Origin of the sequence: Listeria sp. ILCC796, from assembly GCF_900186175.1 — a bacterium.
Taxonomy (GTDB): domain Bacteria; phylum Bacillota; class Bacilli; order Lactobacillales; family Listeriaceae; genus Listeria; species Listeria goaensis.
Genome location: NZ_FYBV01000003.1, coordinates 118537 through 136771 on the forward strand (window position 1 = coordinate 118537; position 18235 = coordinate 136771).

Annotated in this window: 16 protein-coding genes and 1 other annotated feature; all 16 genes read left to right on the plus strand. The window is 40.7% G+C overall.

Annotation, left to right across the window (positions count from 1 at the left end; all coding sequences use genetic code 11):
• Positions 1–16 precede the first annotated feature (16 nt).
• The 16 genes from ftsL to ileS all read left to right on the plus strand — a co-directional run bounded on the left by ftsL (position 17) and on the right by ileS (position 18173).
• Positions 17–379: a cell division protein FtsL gene (ftsL, locus tag CFS04_RS05215; protein ID WP_088809570.1), complete on the plus strand. Its 363-nt coding sequence runs from the start codon at positions 17–19 to the stop codon at positions 377–379.
• Positions 376–2637: a penicillin-binding protein gene (locus CFS04_RS05220; RefSeq protein ID WP_088809571.1), complete on the plus strand. Its 2262-nt coding sequence runs from the start codon at positions 376–378 to the stop codon at positions 2635–2637. The genes ftsL and CFS04_RS05220 overlap by 4 nt, the downstream gene beginning before the upstream one ends.
• A gap of 153 nt (positions 2638–2790) precedes the next feature.
• Positions 2791–4260: a UDP-N-acetylmuramoyl-L-alanyl-D-glutamate--2,6-diaminopimelate ligase gene (locus CFS04_RS05225; RefSeq protein WP_240310308.1), complete on the plus strand. Its 1470-nt coding sequence runs from the start codon at positions 2791–2793 to the stop codon at positions 4258–4260.
• A gap of 49 nt (positions 4261–4309) precedes the next feature.
• Positions 4310–5284 (plus strand): phospho-N-acetylmuramoyl-pentapeptide-transferase, encoded by a 975-nt coding sequence (mraY, locus tag CFS04_RS05230; RefSeq protein ID WP_088809572.1) that lies wholly within the window; start codon positions 4310–4312, stop codon positions 5282–5284.
• Positions 5285–5386: 102 nt separating this feature from the next.
• The gene (gene murD, locus CFS04_RS05235) at positions 5387–6754 is read left to right on the plus strand and encodes a UDP-N-acetylmuramoyl-L-alanine--D-glutamate ligase (RefSeq protein ID WP_088809573.1); all 1368 of its coding nucleotides are present in this window, start codon (positions 5387–5389) and stop codon (positions 6752–6754) included.
• Positions 6751–7842 carry an undecaprenyldiphospho-muramoylpentapeptide beta-N-acetylglucosaminyltransferase gene (gene murG, locus CFS04_RS05240; RefSeq protein WP_088809574.1) on the plus strand — a complete coding sequence of 364 codons (1092 nt, stop codon included), beginning with the start codon at positions 6751–6753 and terminating at the stop codon, positions 7840–7842. Before murD ends, murG begins: the two co-directional genes overlap by 4 nt.
• A gap of 35 nt (positions 7843–7877) precedes the next feature.
• Positions 7878–8669 (plus strand): cell division protein FtsQ/DivIB, encoded by a 792-nt coding sequence (locus tag CFS04_RS05245; protein WP_088809575.1) that lies wholly within the window; start codon positions 7878–7880, stop codon positions 8667–8669.
• Between the two features lie 216 nt (positions 8670–8885).
• Positions 8886–10163, plus strand: coding sequence for a cell division protein FtsA (gene ftsA, locus CFS04_RS05250; RefSeq protein WP_088809576.1), 1278 nt, complete (start codon positions 8886–8888; stop codon positions 10161–10163).
• Between the two features lie 36 nt (positions 10164–10199).
• Entirely contained in the window at positions 10200–11351 is a 1152-nt protein-coding gene (gene ftsZ / locus CFS04_RS05255) for a cell division protein FtsZ (protein WP_088809577.1), read from the plus strand.
• A 54-nt stretch (positions 11352–11405) separates the two neighbouring features.
• Positions 11406–12077 carry a YggS family pyridoxal phosphate-dependent enzyme gene (locus CFS04_RS05260; RefSeq protein ID WP_088809578.1) on the plus strand — a complete coding sequence of 224 codons (672 nt, stop codon included), beginning with the start codon at positions 11406–11408 and terminating at the stop codon, positions 12075–12077.
• Positions 12078–12097: 20 nt separating this feature from the next.
• A complete protein-coding gene (locus CFS04_RS05265) occupies positions 12098–12559 on the plus strand; it encodes a cell division protein SepF (RefSeq protein ID WP_088809579.1) in 462 nt (153 codons plus the stop codon).
• A 23-nt stretch (positions 12560–12582) separates the two neighbouring features.
• Positions 12583–12873, plus strand: a complete 291-nt coding sequence (locus CFS04_RS05270) for a YggT family protein (RefSeq protein WP_088809580.1) — start codon at positions 12583–12585, stop codon at positions 12871–12873.
• Between the two features lie 89 nt (positions 12874–12962).
• Positions 12963–13739 (plus strand): RNA-binding protein, encoded by a 777-nt coding sequence (locus tag CFS04_RS05275; RefSeq protein ID WP_088809581.1) that lies wholly within the window; start codon positions 12963–12965, stop codon positions 13737–13739.
• A gap of 19 nt (positions 13740–13758) precedes the next feature.
• Complete coding sequence (locus CFS04_RS05280; protein WP_088809582.1) at positions 13759–14277, plus strand: transcription repressor NadR; 519 nt, start codon at positions 13759–13761, stop codon at positions 14275–14277.
• A gap of 131 nt (positions 14278–14408) precedes the next feature.
• The gene (locus tag CFS04_RS05285; RefSeq protein WP_088809583.1) at positions 14409–14942 is read left to right on the plus strand and encodes a DivIVA domain-containing protein; all 534 of its coding nucleotides are present in this window, start codon (positions 14409–14411) and stop codon (positions 14940–14942) included.
• Positions 14941–15156, plus strand: a binding site (T-box leader). It overlaps the preceding gene by 2 nt.
• Before the next feature lie 257 nt (positions 15157–15413).
• On the plus strand, positions 15414–18173 hold the full coding sequence (gene ileS / locus CFS04_RS05295; protein WP_088809585.1) for an isoleucine--tRNA ligase: 2760 nt from the start codon (positions 15414–15416) through the stop codon (positions 18171–18173).
• The last annotated feature ends 62 nt before the right edge of the window (positions 18174–18235 follow it).

Genomic DNA, 18235 nt, shown 5'->3' on the forward strand with positions numbered 1-18235 from the left:
GTAGGAGTTGAAAAATGTGAGTAATTTTGCCTACAAATCCAATCTGGAGCCTAAGCGAATACATAAGGAAGTAGAACAACCGAAAAAAGCAATTTTAAAGCGTGGACAAGTGACACTCTTTGAAAAACTAATTGTACTCATGGCGATTGTGGCTATGGCGATTTTTGCATTTTCTATCATCAGCGTTCAAACTTCTATTTATACCGTTAATAAGGATATTGAAGCAAGCGAAGAAAAATTAGCAACTCAGCAAAAAACGAATGATGATTTAAAAGTGCAAGTAAACGATTTAGGTCGGTATGAACGCATCTTGAAAATGGCGAAAGAAAAAGGCTTAAGTTTAAACGGAGATAATGTAAAGGTAGTGGACGGTAAATGAAACGGCGCAGAGGAAATATGAGGAGGGGCGCACTGGTACTTTTTGTCTTTTTCGCGACGCTCTTCCTTATTCTTACTGGCCGTTTTCTTTATTTGCAAATTACCGGTGAGGCAAACGGCGAACCATTAGCCGCTGAAGCCGCAAAACAACATTTGAAAACGGAAAAGATAGAAGCGAAACGTGGTTCTATCTTAGACCAAAAAGGCGAAGTGATTGCAGAAGATACATCGACGTATACGCTTGCGGCTGTCGTGTCGGATAAGTTTTCCAAAACATCAAAAAATCCCACATATGTTGTCGATAAAGAGCAAACAGCGGAAACACTTGCGAAATACATTGCTATGTCTAAAGCAGAAATTTTAGAACGTTTAAATACGGAAGATGTTTACCAAGTTGAATTTGGAAAAGCTGGAAAAAATATATCCGTCGAAACGAAAAATAAAATTGAAGCGGAGAATTTACCAGGACTTGAATTTACACGTCAAGCTGCCCGGTTTTATCCAAATGGCACCTTTGCTTCGCAGCTAGTGGGCTTTGCGCAACAAACCGAAGGCGAAACAGGTGAATCCACACTTGTTGGAAAAATGGGACTCGAGAAAAGCTACAATTCCATATTAACGGGTAAAGATGGCGAAATTAATTATAGTACAGATAAACTCGGTTACATTTTACCTAATTCAAAGAAAAATGTAAAAGAAGCAGAAGATGGAAGCGATATTACGCTGACTATTGATAAAAAGATTCAAACATTCTTAGAAGATACGATGACAACAGTTAATGCGAAATATAAACCTAAAAATATGATGGCAGTTGTCATGAATCCTAAAACAGGTGAAATTTTAGCGATGAGTCAACGCCCATCATTCAATCCGTCAACTAAAGAAGGTTTAAGTACAGAAAATGCGGGTGTGTGGCAAGATTTGCCAGTCGAATATGCTTATGAGCCAGGTTCTGTTATGAAAATTTTCTCATTAGCCTCAGCAATTGATACAGGTGTTTATAATCCAAATGCCTACTATAAATCCGGTATTTACCGCGTCGGCGATATTCCGATTCATGACCATAACGGCGGTGCCGGCTGGGGGACAATCACATATCGCGAAGGCGTTGAACGCTCTAGTAATGTGGCGTTTGCTACTCTTTTGAATAAAATGGGGACGGATACGTTTGAAGAATATTTGACGAAGTTCGGCTTTGGCCAAAAAACCGGAATCCAGCTCCCAAATGAAGCAAGCGGGAAAATCCTCTACAACTATCCAGTTGAAAAAGTAACAACTGTTTTCGGTCAAGGGACAACCGTATCCATGATGCAAATGCTTCAAGGAGCTTCAGCAATTGCAAGTGATGGGAAAATGAAGCAGCCTTATATTGTTTCAAAAATTACCAATCCAAATACAAATGAAGTAACCGAAACGAAAACGAAAGTATCAGGAACACCAATTAGTGAGGCAACTGCTAAGAAAACACGTGAAGAATTGCAGCAAGTTGTTAGCGGAGAACACGGAACTGGTAAATTATATGCGATTCCAGGCTACTCGGTTGCCGGTAAAACGGGAACCTCTCAAATTGCTGACCCGAAAACGGGCAAATACATGACGGGAAGCGATAATTATATTTTCTCTTTCATGGGAATGGCACCAGCAGACGATCCAGAATTGGTGATGTATGTTACGATGCAACAGCCGCAATTGGAGGGCAGCGAAACTGGTGGTGAGGCCGTTTCAGAAGTGTTTAATCCGGTTATGAAAAACAGTTTGCAATATATGAACATTAAGCCAGCGAAAGAAGCGAAGATGGAAAAAGTTTCAGTTCCAAATTATGCTGGACAATCGGTTGAAGACGCTAAGGCCGCTATTACGAAAAGCAAATTGGTTCCTGTTGTTGTCGGAAATGGTTCAAAAGTAGTTCAACAAATCCCGCAACAGGCAAATAAAGTGATGGAAGGCGAGAGAATTGTCATCATGACAGATGGCGATATGACGATGCCAGACATGACAAATTGGTCGCGCGATGATGCTCAAAAAGTTTCCGAAATAACAGGTATCCCGTTCACCTATAATGGAAGCGGATATGTAGCGAAGCAAAGCGTTTCAGCAGGTTCTATTTTAAATGAAAATTCGAAAGTGACCTTAACGATGAAAGCACCAAATGAAATTTATGCCTTTAATCAAAACCGTGATCAGACGAATCAAGATCAATTGAAGCAGGATACGAACATTCAAGAAAATGCGGGTGTTGGGGACTTGCTTACAAGATAAATGAAGACGTGTCTTAGACAAATAAGCCATTTTTGTCTGAGACATGTACTCATTTTACCCTATGGAAATGCTTCTTGCTTTTTGCTAAGATAGAGAAGGATATTTTTTCTCTTAGCAAAGTGCGGGAAAATGTCGCTAAAGGAGATGGACATTTTGAAGTTAAAAGAGTTGCTCAGTATATTGCCGCTTTATGAGTCGAAGGCGGATTTAAATATGGAAATCACCAAAATTGCACAAGATAGCCGCGAAGTCGAAGCAGGCACGCTTTTTATTTGTATTGATGGCGAAGTTGTAGACGGACACCAATTTGCGCAAGTTGCGGAACAAAACGGGGCGGTAGCCATTATTGCTGAAAAGCCAGTAGACGTTTCGATTCCGGTTGTCCTTATTCGGGATACAAAACGTGGAATGGCGCTTCTTGCGGATTGTTTTTATGGTTCTCCGAGTCAAAAGATGCGTCTCATTGGCATCACTGGCACAAATGGCAAGACAACTGTAAGTCATTTGGTGGAGCAGGTTTTGCGCGATTCAGGCGAAACAACGGGATTAATTGGTACGATGTACATGCGCATTGCGAATCAAACAGTTGAAACGAAAAATACAACGCCAGATAGTTTGACTTTACAGCGTGTTTTTTCCGAGATGAAAAGAAGAGACGTCTCATCTGCGGTCATGGAAGTATCCAGTCACGCGCTTGTGCAAGGACGTGTTTACGGGACAGATTATGATGTTGCGGTCTTTACGAATTTATCGCAAGACCATTTAGATTATCACAAAACAATGGAAGAATATGCCTATGCGAAAAGTCTTCTTTTTGCGCAACTGGGCAATCGTTACTCGAAAAGTCATCCGAAAATGGCGGTTTTAAATGTGGATGATGCGGTTTTTGACACGATGAAAACCGCAACAGCTGCACATGTAATTACATATGGTATTGATAAAACGGCAGATTTCCAAGCACAAAATATTGAAATTACGAGTCAAGGTTCCACTTTCGAATTGTTTTCTCCAGAAGGACGCGAAAAGGTTCACATTCAAATGATTGGTAAATTTAGTATTTATAATGTGTTAGCGGCCATCGCAACTTGTTATATTAGCGGAATTCCGCTGCAACAAATTATGAAAACAATTTGTACGATAAAAGGTGTTGCCGGTCGTTTTGAGTTAGTCCATGCCGGACAAGATTTCCCAGTCATTGTTGATTACGCACACACACCAGACGGACTTTTGAACGTGTTACAAACCGTTTCTGAATTTGCCAAAAAACGCATTTTTGTTGTAGTCGGTTGTGGGGGAGATCGCGATAAAGGCAAGCGTCCTAAAATGGCGAAAATCGCGGCAGAATATGCAACCAATCCTGTTTTTACATCAGATAATCCACGTACGGAAGAGCCAATGTCGATTATTTCGGACATGCTAAAAGGCGTGGAAGGCCAGTCTTATGAGGTGCGTGTGAATCGCCAAGAAGCCATTGAATATGCTATAAACGAAGCAGAACCCGGCGATGTGATTTTAATTGCGGGAAAAGGGCATGAAGATTATCAAATCATCGGTACAGAAAAACATGATTTTGATGACCGCGTTGTCGCTAGAGAAGCTATTGAAAAAAAACAAAAACTTTAATACAATAGTAACAGTTTAGAGTGGAAAAAAAGATTGGAGAGAAAAAATTGTGTCTTTATACTTTTTAATTACAGCATTAGCGGTTGCTTTTATCATAACAGTAGCCTTCGTACCAATATTTATCCCATTTTTAGTGAAGCTAAAATTTGGTCAAAGCATTCGTGAGGAAGGCCCGAAACTGCATGCGCAAAAATCCGGGACTCCAACGATGGGCGCGATAGTCTTTTTAACGGCTATTGTAATTAGCTATGTGCTTCTATCTGTTATAAGTGGAGATTTTACATCTGCAACATGGCTGATTTTGATAGTGACGCTACTGTTCGGGGCACTAGGATTTCTCGATGATTATATTAAAGTAGTACAAAAACGTAATCTTGGCTTAACATCTAAACAAAAGTTTTTTGGTCAAGTAGCTATCTCGCTGCTCTTTTATATCATTTACCATTTGAGCGGTTACCCAGACACATTAACGATTCCCTTTACAAGCACAGAAATTAATATTGGCTGGTTTTTCCTGCTGTTTGTTTTGTTCTGGCTCGTGGGCTTTTCAAACGCGGTCAACTTAACAGATGGTTTAGACGGGCTCGTTTCAGGACTTTCAAGCATCGCGTTTCTCGCGTTCGGGATTATCGCGATTTACGAAAACCAAATGGAAGTAGCGCTTTTCTGTTTTGCTGTTGTTGGCGGCATGTTAGGTTTTCTTCTTTTTAATAAAAACCCAGCGAAAATATTTATGGGTGATACAGGTTCCCTTGCGCTAGGCGGGGCACTTGCAGCCGTCTCGATTCTCTTAAAACACGAATGGTTGCTCCTTTTAATCGGTGTCGTCTTCGTCATCGAAACCGCGTCTGTCATGTTACAAGTCGCCTATTTTAAAGCGACAGGCGGAAAACGAATTTTTAAAATGACGCCAATTCATCATCATTTTGAGCTTGTTGGCTGGCGCGAATGGCGCGTTGTTTTAACTTTTTGGGCAGTAGGACTTGTAGCGGGCATTTTAGCCGTACTACTTGTTATTATATAGGCCGCAATTTGCGGCATAAGGCGTCTCTAAACGGTTTTAAAAACCAGTTTTAGTTGGCGCTTTCGGTCGTTTCTAAGCATTTAAAAAACGGGGGAAATTTTTATGAAAAATATTAGTCAATACCATCACAAAAAAGTACTTGTGCTTGGTTTAGCCAGAAGTGGTGTTAGTGCAGCAAGTTTACTTCATAAATTGGGCGCATTCGTAACAGTCAACGACAAACTACCTTTTAGTGAGAACCCAGAAGCACAAGGTTTACTTGAACAAGGAATCAAAGTCATTTGCGGCAGCCACCCAACAGAATTACTTGATGAAGGCTTTGAACTGGTTGTGAAAAATCCAGGCATTCCATATAATAACCCGATGATTGCAAAAGCAGAACGCTTGAAATTGCCTATCTTAACAGAAGTTGAACTTGCTTACCAAATTTCAGATGCGCCTATCATTGGCATTACGGGAACGAATGGTAAAACAACGACAACGACCATTATTCATCACATGTTAAATGAAATGGAAAAAAACAAGTCGCTTCTTGCAGGGAATATCGGTTTCCCCGCGTCAGAAGTGGCAGAAAAAGCAACAAGTGACCAATACATTACGATGGAACTTTCCTCTTTCCAATTGATGGGAATTGATACATTCCGTCCGCAAATTTCAGTGATTACAAACATTTATGAAGCCCATCTTGATTATCATCATACGCGTGAGGAATATGTGGCTGCCAAGTGGAAAATCCAAAAAAATCAAACCGCAGATGATTATTTAGTCATCAATTGGGACCAGGAAGAACTTATCCACTTGACGAAAAAAACGGCGGCTAAGATCATCCCGTTTTCAACCACCCAAAGGCTTTCAGAAGGGGCTTATGTGCAGAACGGCATGTTGATGTTTGGCGAGGAAGAAATTGGGAAGCGCGATGATATTTTACTTCCGGGCGAACATAATTTGGAAAATATTCTCGCTTCTATTGCGGTAGCGAAGACGATTGGCGTACAGAATGAAGCCATCATGCATGTGCTTGAAACCTTTAAAGGTGTGGAGCACCGGACGCAGTTTGTCACTGAGCTACTCGGCAGAAAATTTTATAATGATTCAAAAGCAACGAACATTCTTGCAACTCAAAGCGCGCTTAAAGGGTTTAAACAGCCTGTGATATTGCTTGCCGGCGGACTTGATCGCGGCAATGAATTTGATGAATTAAAACCATTTTTAAGAAATGTTAAAGCCGTTGTTGTCTTTGGCGAAACAGCAAATAAAATGGCACGCATTGCAAAAGAAGTCGAGATTGATGTCCACTACGTGAAAAATGTTGAGGACGCCGTTCCAGTTGCCTTCAAGGTTTCAAGACCCGGCGACGTCATTTTGCTTTCGCCAGCCTGTGCAAGTTGGGACCAGTACCGCACGTTTGAAGTGCGTGGCAACGCCTATATGAATGCTATTCAAGAATTGACAGATGAGGTGGAACAATGAGAATCGTATTAAGCGGAGGCGGTACGGGTGGCCATGTTTATCCGGCGCTTGCTTTCCTAAGAGAATGTAAAAAAGAATATCCAGACGCCGAATTTCTATACATTGGTACAGAAAAGGGGCTGGAATCTGATATTGTGAAGCATGCAGACATTCCGTTTGAAGCTATTGAAATCACTGGTTTTAAACGCTCGCTTTCTTTTGAAAATATCAAAACGATAACACGCTTTCTAAAGGGCGTTACGCGCTCAAAGGAAATTTTGCGTGATTTTAAACCAGATTGTGTAATTGGTACGGGTGGTTATGTTTGCGGACCTGTCGTGTATGCGGCAGCAAAGTTAGGCATTCCAACTGTCATACATGAGCAAAATAGTGTCGCGGGTCTGACGAATAAGTTTTTAAGTCGGTATGCGGATAAAGTGGCAATCTGTTTTGAAGAAGTGAGCGATTCTTTTGCTTCTGAAAAAATTGTTTTCACCGGAAATCCGCGCGCCTCAGAAGTCATCCGCACAGAAGATGCCGCTGTTCTTTCGGCATACGGCTTAGATTCTGCCAAACAAACTGTGCTTGCATTTGGCGGAAGTAGGGGAGCGAAAGCAATTAATGAGGCAGTCGAGCAAATTTTACCCGCGTGGTGTGAAAAAGATTACCAGCTCCTTTATGTGACTGGCGAAGTGCACTACGAAAAAATAAAAGATAAGCTAGCCGCAATGGATTTACCAAATACCATTAGCGTGCAACCCTTTATCTATGATATGCCCGCTGTTTTAAACTCTGTGAATCTCGTCATCTCAAGAGCCGGCGCGACGACGCTTGCCGAGCTGACAGCATTAGGCCTGCCAAGTATTCTAATCCCGAGCCCTTACGTGACGGCGAATCACCAAGAGAATAACGCTCGTTCTTTAGAAAGAAATGGCGCCAGTATCGTCATTACGCAAGAAGAATTAACCCAAGCTAATTTAATGGAAAAAGTCGATGCGATTATGGTAGATGAAACCAAGTTAAACAAAATGGCTTACGCCGCTAAAGAGCTCGGAGTACCTGACGCAGCAGAACGTCTTGTTGATGTGGTTGTGCAACTAATTAAATAAAAAAGGGATGAAAACAATAGAAAGGAGATGCGAATATGACGGACAACAAAAAAATTATCTCAATCGAAAATAAAATTCCTGAACTAAAACGTTATCGCAAGAAGAAACTTATTCGTCATCTCGCTATATTGGTAGGCTTCTTTGCCGTTTTAATCCTGATTACCCTTTATTTTCTATCCCCTTTCAGCAAGGTTGATCAAATCTATGTTTCAGGAAATCGCCAATTGACCGAGAATGAAATCAGACAAGCAAGTGGCGTTGACTCAAGCGATTTTGTGATTGCTGTTAACAATAGCAAAGTGGAAAAGCAACTTGAGAAGCAAGAACTCATTAAAAAGGCAGTTGTTGAAAAAGATGGACTGCGCAACTTAAAATTAAAAATTACCGAATATAAAACGGTAGGCTATATGGAAAAAGACGGCATGTACTACGATATTTTAGAAAATGGCAAAATTCTAAATGATAATGCCCAAAAATTTCCAATTGGAAACCGCGCTTTATATGTCGGCTTTAAAAATGGAACGGTATTAAAAGACATGGTCGAGCAAATGAATCAATTGCCAGAAGAAGTCATACGAGCCATTTCAGAAGTCCATTTAGACCCTAAAAAAAGCGATGCCGAACATATTGTGCTTTACATGAATGACGGCAATCAAGTTTCCGCAACAATCCCTACTTTTGCAGAAAAAATGAGTTATTATCCGTCTATTGTAGCCCAGCTTCAAGAAGGACAAAAAGGTGTCATTAATTTAGAAGTAGGCGCCTATTTTGAAAGTTACTATAAACAAAATGAAGCGAAAAAGTCAGAAGAACAGAAAAAAGATTAGAATTAAGGCTTGATTACGAGCGTTTGTTCGCGTTTTTTGAGTTTTGAAAAAATAAATTCAAAAAAATAGTCAAAAATTGTTCTTTGTGCTTTAATTACATGTTTTGTTAGTGTAGACTGTAAATAAGTGAACTCGAAGCTAACAATAGAAAACAGGATAGAGAAAACAACCCCGTTTTGGGAAAATATATGAATGAATAAAAGGAGGTGCCGATAAATGGGAGAAAGTGAAATTTATGTGAGCCTTGACATTGGTTCATCCAAAATCAAGGTCATTATTGCCGAAATGGCAAACGAACGTCTTAACATTATTGGTGTTGGAGATGTTCCTGCACAGGGAATTAAAAAAGGTATTATTATTGATATCGATAAAGCCGTTGAATCTATTAAAAAAGCAATTAGTCAAGCTGAACGCATGGTTGGCGTTGAAATTTCGCAAGTCATTGTTGGCATTGTCGCGAGTCAAGTAGCGCTTTTAGAAGCGCGTGGCATTGTTGCCGTAAGCAGTGACAAGCCTGAAATTACTGTTGAAGACGTATGGAATGTGATGGATGCAGCGCAAGTGATACCGCTTACTGCTGAAAGAGAAATCATTAGCTTAATTCCAGAACAATTCGTTGTAGATGGTTTTGATGGCATTACAGATCCCCGCGGCATGAGTGGTGTTCGACTTGAAATGGAAGGAACACTTGTAACAGGCTCAAAAACAATTTTACATAATACACTGAGATGTGTGGAGCGAGCAGGACTTGAAATTACAGAAATCGTCTTGCAACCTTTAGCAGAAGCAGCAATTTCATTATCGGAAGACGATTTGGAGTTTGGCACAACATTAATTAATGTCGGTGCCGGCACAACGACTGTCAGCGTCTTTGAACATGGCAAATTAGTTTATACGTTTGTCATTCCAGTTGGCGGAGATAATGTCACAAAAGACCTTTCTCTTGGTCTAAATACTTCTACGACAAATGCGGAGAAGGTTAAATTAGAGCACGGTTACGCTTTTTATGACGAAGCTTCAGCGGACGAAATTTTTGCGATTGATGTGATTGGTTCTGACCAGAAGCAACATTTCACGCAAGTTGAAATCGCCGACATCATCGAGGCTCGCATGGAAGAAATTTTCCTACTCGCACTAGACGGCTTAAAACAAGCTGGTTTCACCCAATTGCCGGGCGGATTTGTCTTAACTGGCGGCGGCTCTGGCATACCTGGCTCCCTCGAACTAGCGGCTAAAACACTAGGTGGGCACGTTAGACTCGCGATGCCAGATTATATCGGTGTACGCGATCCTGCTTATACGACAGCGGTCGGTTTAATCCAGTATGCTTATAACTTAGCTGAGTTTGATGGCCGAGATTTAAGCAGCGATACAGAGGAGCAAGTAGAGGAAAAAACGCAAGCAAGAGCTACGAAACAGCCGAAGCGAAAGAAAACAGAAGATGAAAAGGTAACAACGAAAATGAAAAACTTTTTTGGAGCCTTTTTCGAATAAAATATATCGGAAATCGTGAAACTAGGAGGCAAAAATATGTTAGAGTTTGATACAAATTCTGAGAGCTTGGCGACGATTAAAGTCATTGGTGTCGGTGGTGGCGGAAATAACGCTGTTAACCGCATGATTGAACACGGTGTTCAAGGTGTTGAATTTATTGCTGTGAATACTGACGCTCAAGCGCTTAATTTAGCAAAATCAGAAATTAAATTACAAATTGGCACAAAGCTAACGCGTGGACTAGGAGCCGGAGCTGTTCCTGACATCGGGAAGAAAGCTGCGGAAGAAAGTCGCGAAATGATTGAAGAAGCATTAAAAGGCTCGGATATGGTTTTCGTCACTGCTGGAATGGGCGGCGGGACAGGAACAGGAGCAGCCCCTGTTATTGCACAAATTGCAAAAGAAATGGGCGCTCTTACTGTCGGTGTTGTGACTCGTCCGTTTGGCTTTGAAGGACCAAAACGTTCGAAGCAAGCTGTAGCTGGAACTGAAGCGATGAAAGAAGCGGTAGACACACTTATCGTTATCCCAAATGATCGCCTCTTGCAGATTGTAGATAAAAACACCCCAATGCTTGAAGCTTTCCGTGAAGCTGATAATGTTTTACGACAAGGCGTTCAAGGTATTTCGGATTTAATTGCTGTCCCAGGGCTAATCAATTTAGACTTCGCTGACGTAAAAACCATCATGACAAACCGCGGATCTGCCCTCATGGGAATTGGTATCGCGACAGGTGAAAATCGTGCCGCAGACGCCGCTAAAAAAGCAATTTCATCTCCACTTCTTGAAACATCAATTGATGGAGCAAAAGGTGTGCTAATGAATATCACAGGTGGCTCAAACTTAAGCTTGTATGAAGTTCAAGAAGCAGCTGAAATTGTATCAAGCGCATCTGATCCAGAAGTCAATATGATTTTTGGTTCAGTCATCAATGATGAATTAAAAGATGAACTTATTGTGACTGTAATTGCGACAGGGTTTGATGAAGCGAAACAAGCGGAGATGAAAAACCGTCGTCCAGCTGCCGGGCAACAAATTCAAGTAAATCGTCCAAACTATGCAGCCAATGAAACACAAGAAGTGAAGCATGAGGAACCGCAAGTTGCGGAACCTAAACAAGCTGTGGAAACGAATAACGGCGATGTTGATGTGCCAGCCTTCATTCGCAATCGAAATCGCAGAAGCTAATTTCGTTTAAACCGCGGATAAAGTGGGAATCCACATAAAAAGGTGTAGGTAATCATGACGAAAAAAGACAATCTTAGTCACATTGAATCAAATATTGAAGCAGCCTGCCAAAAAGTTGGACGTACTAATGATGTCCATCTGGTGGCAGTCACGAAAACAATCGATGTGGCTGGAATACGAGAGCTATACGAGTTAGGTTTACGGAATTTTGGTGAAAACCGGGCGGACGTTTTTTTAGAAAAATTTGAAGCCTTACAGGATTTGCCCGATATTGTCTGGCATTTCATCGGTTCCTTGCAAACGCGAAAAGTGCGTGACATAGTGGATAAAGTGGACATCATTCATTCTGTAGACCGCCCTAGTTTAGCAAAAGAAATTGAAAAACGTACAACAAAATCATCACCTTGCTTCTTGCAAATTAATATTTCTGGTGAAGAAGCAAAACATGGCTTTACTAGGGAAGCAGCTGTTCGTTTCTTGAAAGAGACGGATTTTAAGAATATTGAAATTATTGGTTTAATGACTATGGCACCACTTACGGAAGATGTGAGTGAGTTACATCAAGTATTTCACGAATTAAAGCAGTTGCAACTAGACATTCAAAAGCTCGGTTTAAACCGTGTACCATGTAAGGAACTATCGATGGGAATGACGAATGACTACATGATTGCGATAGAAGAAGGTGCTACACATATTCGAGTAGGTAGAGCTTTGGTGAACGACTAATTACGGAGGTGCAAAAAATCATGGGACTTTCAAACAAATTTAAATCTTTTTTCTTTTTAGATGAAGATGGAGAAGAATACTACGAAGAACCAACATCAAAAAAAGTACAGGAGCCTGAACCAATGGTACAAAAAAAAGCAGCTAAGAATAAATTCCGAGCAGTGGAAGAATCTGAAAACAACAAGGTGGTAAGTATGCAAGGTGCGCAATTTTCTAGTCAAGTAGTGTTAGCTGAACCTCGTGTTTATGCAGAAGCACAAGAACTTTCGGATTACTTAAAAGAATATAAAACACTAGTTGTAAACTTACAACGAATTAGCCATGATCAGGCGATTCGGATTGTAGACTTTTTAAGTGGGACTGTATATGCTCTTGGCGGAGATATTCAGCGCATTGGAAATAATATTTTCTTATGTACACCTGAAAATGTAGACGTAGATGGATCTATTTCCGAAATGTTAGAAGAACAAGACTTCATGTAAGTAACTAGAGAGGTGGACTCTTTTTGGAACTGTTTTTATATCAAGTTGTGCAAGTAATCTTGTTTATCATTCGCTATTTGCCAACTTTAATGTTTGTTTACTTTTTGATGAGCTGGTTCCCAGGAGCGCGTGAATCTAAAATCGGACGTTTTCTAGGAAAAATCTTTGAACCAATCTTAGAACCGTTTAGAAGGATTATACCGCCAATTGGTATTTTTGACATCTCATCACTTGTTGCCTTTATTGCATTCCAATTTGCAATGTCGGTGTTAACAAATTTAATTTATAAATATGTATTACCATTGTTATTTTAAAGCTATGCTTAGGCATGGCTTTTTTTGTTCGTTATAAATCCATGGTATAATGAAATGTATATGCGTTTAAAAAAGAGGAGAGAGTACGAATGGAAGGGATTTATCAACATTTTCGCGGGGAAGAACATGCTTTTATTGACCAAATATTAGAAATTACGATGCAAGTAACAGATGAATATACGCCGAAACTAACCGATTTTTTAGATCCACGACAACGTTTTATCGTACAAACGATAGTGGGCAGTTATGAAAATATTGAAGTGAAGTTTTTCGGCGGAACGCCTGTTACAGAACGGAAAAGAGCACTCATCTATCCAGATTATTACACATCAACAATAGATGATTTTAACATCGCGCTTTTCCATATTCGCTACCCAGTAAAATTCACGACGCTTTCGCATCAAAAGATTTTAGGAACACTTATGTCACTCGGAATAAAAAGGGAGATTTTTGGTGACATAGTCAATTTAGAAGAGGAATGGCAATTTTTTGTAGATTCAGAAATGGAAAATTATGTTTCAAGTCAACTTGATAAAATCGGGAAAGTCAATATTACGCTTGAAAAGCTACCGCTTGATGCGGCGTTACAAATTGAACCAGTCTGGGAAGAAACAATGATTACAGCTCCAAGTCTTCGTTTAGATAGTGTGGTAGCTAATGCCCTACATTTATCACGGCAAAAAGCCAAACAAATGATTCAAGCAGGAATTGTTAAAGTGAATTGGAAAGTTGTGGAGAATCCAGATTTTGATTGTGAGGAAGCAGACATCTTATCCGTCCGCGGATACGGTCGAATTAAACTTTTGTATATACATGGACGAACAAGAAAAGATAAAATTCGCATGGATATCGGTTTTTTGAAATAAAAATTAAAGAGGTGTGCCAATGAAGAAAATGCTAGGTGAGGAACGTCGTAAATCGATTTCAAAATGGCTGATGGAAGCAGACGAGCCAATTTCTGGTGCAGAACTAGCCAAACGAACAAACGTCAGTCGCCAAGTGATTGTACAAGATATTTCTCTTCTTCGTGCAACAAATTCACCAGTTATCTCTACACCACAAGGCTATTTATACGTATCAGAGAGCAGTCGGCCAAGGCGAGTGATTGCTTGTCAACATACGAAACGAGAATCGGAAAAGGAACTTAACACGCTTGTTGATTATGGAGTATCCATTATTGATGTCATTGTGGAACACCCCATTTACGGAGAAATCGTTGCGTCGTTACATTTAAACAACCGTTTTGATGTTGAAAAATTTATTAGGCGTCTCGGAGCAACAAACGCAATGATGCTTTCAGGGCTAACTAATGGTATTCATTTGCATACAATTGAAGCAGATACAGACGAACAATTAGATGAAGCTATTGAAGCGTTAGGACGTTTAGGCATACTAGTTCAATAAATTTGACACAAAACTATGAAAACGAAGGTCTTTATGGTAAAATGTAATTTATATTAGGCTATTTTTACAGAAAAGCTATTTAAAAGAAAAAATTAAAAACTGTTTTTATAATTTGCATGGAGGTGTTAGCTATGCCATTATCACCACTGGACATACATAATAAAGAATTTACCCGTGGTTTTAGAGGTTACGATGAAGATGAAGTCAATGATTTTCTTGATCAAATCATCAAAGATTATGAGCAAGTAATTAAAGAAAAGAAACGTATGGAGGATTCGCTTAGCAACAACGAAGAGCGTTTAGGTCATTTTACAAACATTGAAGAAACCTTAAATAAGTCACTTATCGTTGCGCAAACAGCTGCCGAAGAAGTGAAACTATCTGCTGAAAAAGAAGCAAAATTAATCATTCGTGAAGCAGAGAAAAACGCAGACCGAATTTTAGCTGACTCTCTTTCAAAAGCACGTAAAATTGCGATTGAAATTGAAGATTTAAAACGCCAATCCAAAGTTTTCCGTGAAAGACTTCGCCTACTTGTAGAAGCACAAATGGATTTAATCCAAAGTGACGATTGGCAACAAATGATGGAATATGATGTTGACGCAACAGAATTAAAATCCATCAAAGAAGTACAAGATGCCGATTCAGAAGAAAATATTGACTAAATAGATGTTGAAAGAGACAAGTATATTTTTCTAACCCAATCCAAGCGATTCAGTGACGGTGTGAGACTGAAATTGGACGAAAAATAGAAATCACTCTGGAATCTCTAGTTCCGAATCCAGTAAGAACTAGCGCCGCCAAGCGTTATTGGAACGAGTGGGCAAGAAATTAAATTCCTGTCAACAAGGGTGGTAACGCGATAATCTCGTCCCTTTTTTGAGGGAGGAGATTTTTTGTTGGAACTCTTAACGCATCAGCGTTTAGAGTTCCAATACAAGGCTGGGCGAAGCCCTGCGTTGATCCACAAAACCTTAACGCATCAGCGTTTAGAGTTCCAATACAAGGCTGGGCGAAGCCCTGCGTTGATCCACAAAACTCTTAACGCTTCAGCGTTTAGAGTTCCAATACAAGGCTGGGCAAAGCCCTGCGTTGATTCACAAAAAATATACAAATCTTAAAGGAGCCAAATAAAAATGGAATACAAAGACACATTATTAATGCCAAAAACAGCTTTCCCAATGCGAGGAAATTTACCAAATAAGGAGCCAGAATGGCAAGCAAAATGGGAGAGTGAAAATCTTTACCATAAAATTCAAGAAAAAAATGCTGGACGTCCGACTTATATTTTGCATGATGGACCGCCGTATGCGAACGGGGAACTTCACATGGGACACGCCATGAATAAAACGATTAAGGACTTCATTGTGCGGTACAAATCTATGGCCGGATTCCGCTCACCGTACGTACCTGGTTGGGATACACATGGTTTGCCGATTGAACAAGCTTTAACCAAAAAAGGGGTTAAACGTAAAGAAATGACGGTTGCAGAGTTTCGTAAACTTTGTGAAGAGTATGCGTATAAGCAAGTTGATATTCAGCGCACAGGCTTTAAACGCCTTGGGATTAGCGGTGATTTTGATAATCCATACATTACGCTAAAACCGGAATATGAAGCAGAGCAAATTAAAGTTTTTGGCGATATGGCGAAAAAAGGTTATATTTACAAAGGTAAAAAACCGGTCTACTGGTCGCCTTCAAGCGAATCCGCACTAGCAGAAGCAGAAATCGAATATCAGGATAAAACATCTGCCTCCATTTATGTGGCTTTTGATGTTAAAGATGGAAAAGGTGTCTTAGATAATGACACAAAAATTATCATTTGGACAACAACACCGTGGACGATTCCGGCTAATATGGCGATTACGGTAAACCCAGATTTAGACTACGCGGTTGTGAACACTGGCGGGCAAAAATATGTGGTTGCAGCAGCGCTTGTAGATTCCTTAAAAGAGCAACTTGATTGGACGGATGTAACCATTGAAAAAACAATTCGCGGCGTTGAACTTGACCGCGTTGTGGCGAAACATCCATTCTATGACCGCGATTCGCTTGTTATTAACGGCGAGCACGCGACAGCAGACGCTGGTACTGGGGCAGTTCATACCGCGCCTGGGCACGGGGAAGATGACTTTATTGTGGGGCAAAAATATGAGCTTGAGGTGTTAGCTCCACTTGATTCGCGCGGGGTATTTACAGATGAGGCACCCGGATTTGAAGGGCTGTTTTATGATGATGCCAACAAATTGGTGACGGAAAAATTAAAAGAAGTGGGCGCGCTTCTTAAAATGGAATTCATTACGCATAGTTATCCGCATGATTGGCGTACGAAAAAGCCGGTTATATTCCGAGCAACTCCGCAATGGTTTGCTTCGATTAATAAATTCCGCGGTGAACTTTTAGATGCCGTTCAAGATGTAACGTGGACGCCTTCGTGGGGTGAAACGCGCCTGTACAATATGGTTCGTGACCGCGGCGATTGGGTTATTTCGCGTCAGCGCGCATGGGGGGTTCCGCTTCCAATTTTCTATGGCGAAAACGGGGAACCCATCATCACGGATGAAACGATTAAGCACGTCTCCGATTTATTCCGAGAGCATGGTTCGAATGTTTGGTTTGAACGCGAAGCGAAGGATTTATTGCCTGAAGGTTTTACGCATCCATCAAGTCCAAACGGCGAATTTACAAAAGAAACGGATATTATGGACGTTTGGTTTGATTCTGGTTCAAGTCATCAAGCTGTTTTAGCGAGTCGACCAGAACTTTCGCGTCCGGCTGACCTCTACATGGAAGGTTCCGACCAGTATCGTGGTTGGTTTAACTCTTCCTTAACTACGGCGGTTGCTATGACGGGTGTTGCGCCTTATCGCAATGTACTTAGCCATGGTTTTGCGCTTGACGGCGAAGGTCGGAAAATGAGTAAGTCGCTTGGAAATACGATTTTACCGGGTAAAGTCATTAATCAGCTTGGTGCGGATATTGTTCGCCTTTGGGTGGCGTCCGTTGACTATCAAGCAGATGTGCGGATTAGTGATGACATCTTAAAACAAGTGTCGGAAGTTTATCGTAAGATCCGTAATACGATGCGTTTCTTACTTGGAAACGTGAGCGATTTTAACCCTGAAACTGATAAAGTAGCTTTTCAGGATCTTCGTGAAGTAGACCAATTTATGCTTGTGAAACTGAATGAGCTTACGCAAAATGTCCGTAATGGCTATGAAAAGTTCGAATTCTCGACGATTTATCATCAAATCAATAACTTCTGTACGGTTATGCTAAGCCAGTTCTACATGGATTTCGCGAAAGATGTCGTTTACATCGAAGCGGCAAATAGTTCGGATCGTCGTGCAATGCAAACAGTCTTTTACGAAGCCGCTTCTTCTCTGGCTAAACTACTGGCGCCAATTTTACCACATACATCAGATGAAGTGTGGTACCATTTAAACGGGGAACAATCGTCTAGCATTCACTTAGAAGACCTTCCAGAAGTTCAAAATTACGCAAATACTGCTGATTTAGTAACAAAATGGGATGCATTCCTCCGTGTGCGTGATGACGTCCAAAAAGCGCTTGAAGAAGCGCGAAATGAGAAACTAATTGGGAAGTCCATGCTAGCGAAAGTAACGCTTTACGTTGATACAGAAGGTGAACAACTATTTAACTCCTTACAAGGTGACTTTGCGCAGCTCTTTATTGTATCGGATTTCGAATTGGTCGTTGGTTTAGAAAAAGCGAATGAACAAGCCGTAAAAGGTGAACATGTTGCCGTAGAAATCACAGTAGCAGAAGGCGAAACATGTGAACGTTGCCGCGTTGTGAAAAAAGATGTTGGCGTAGATGCGCTTCATCCAACGCTTTGCGGACGTTGTGCGACAATTGTAACGGAAAACTATTAAAGGAGTAGAGGAGGGCGTTACTAGCGACCTCCCTTTTCCTTAATAAAAAAGTGAGAGGAGTT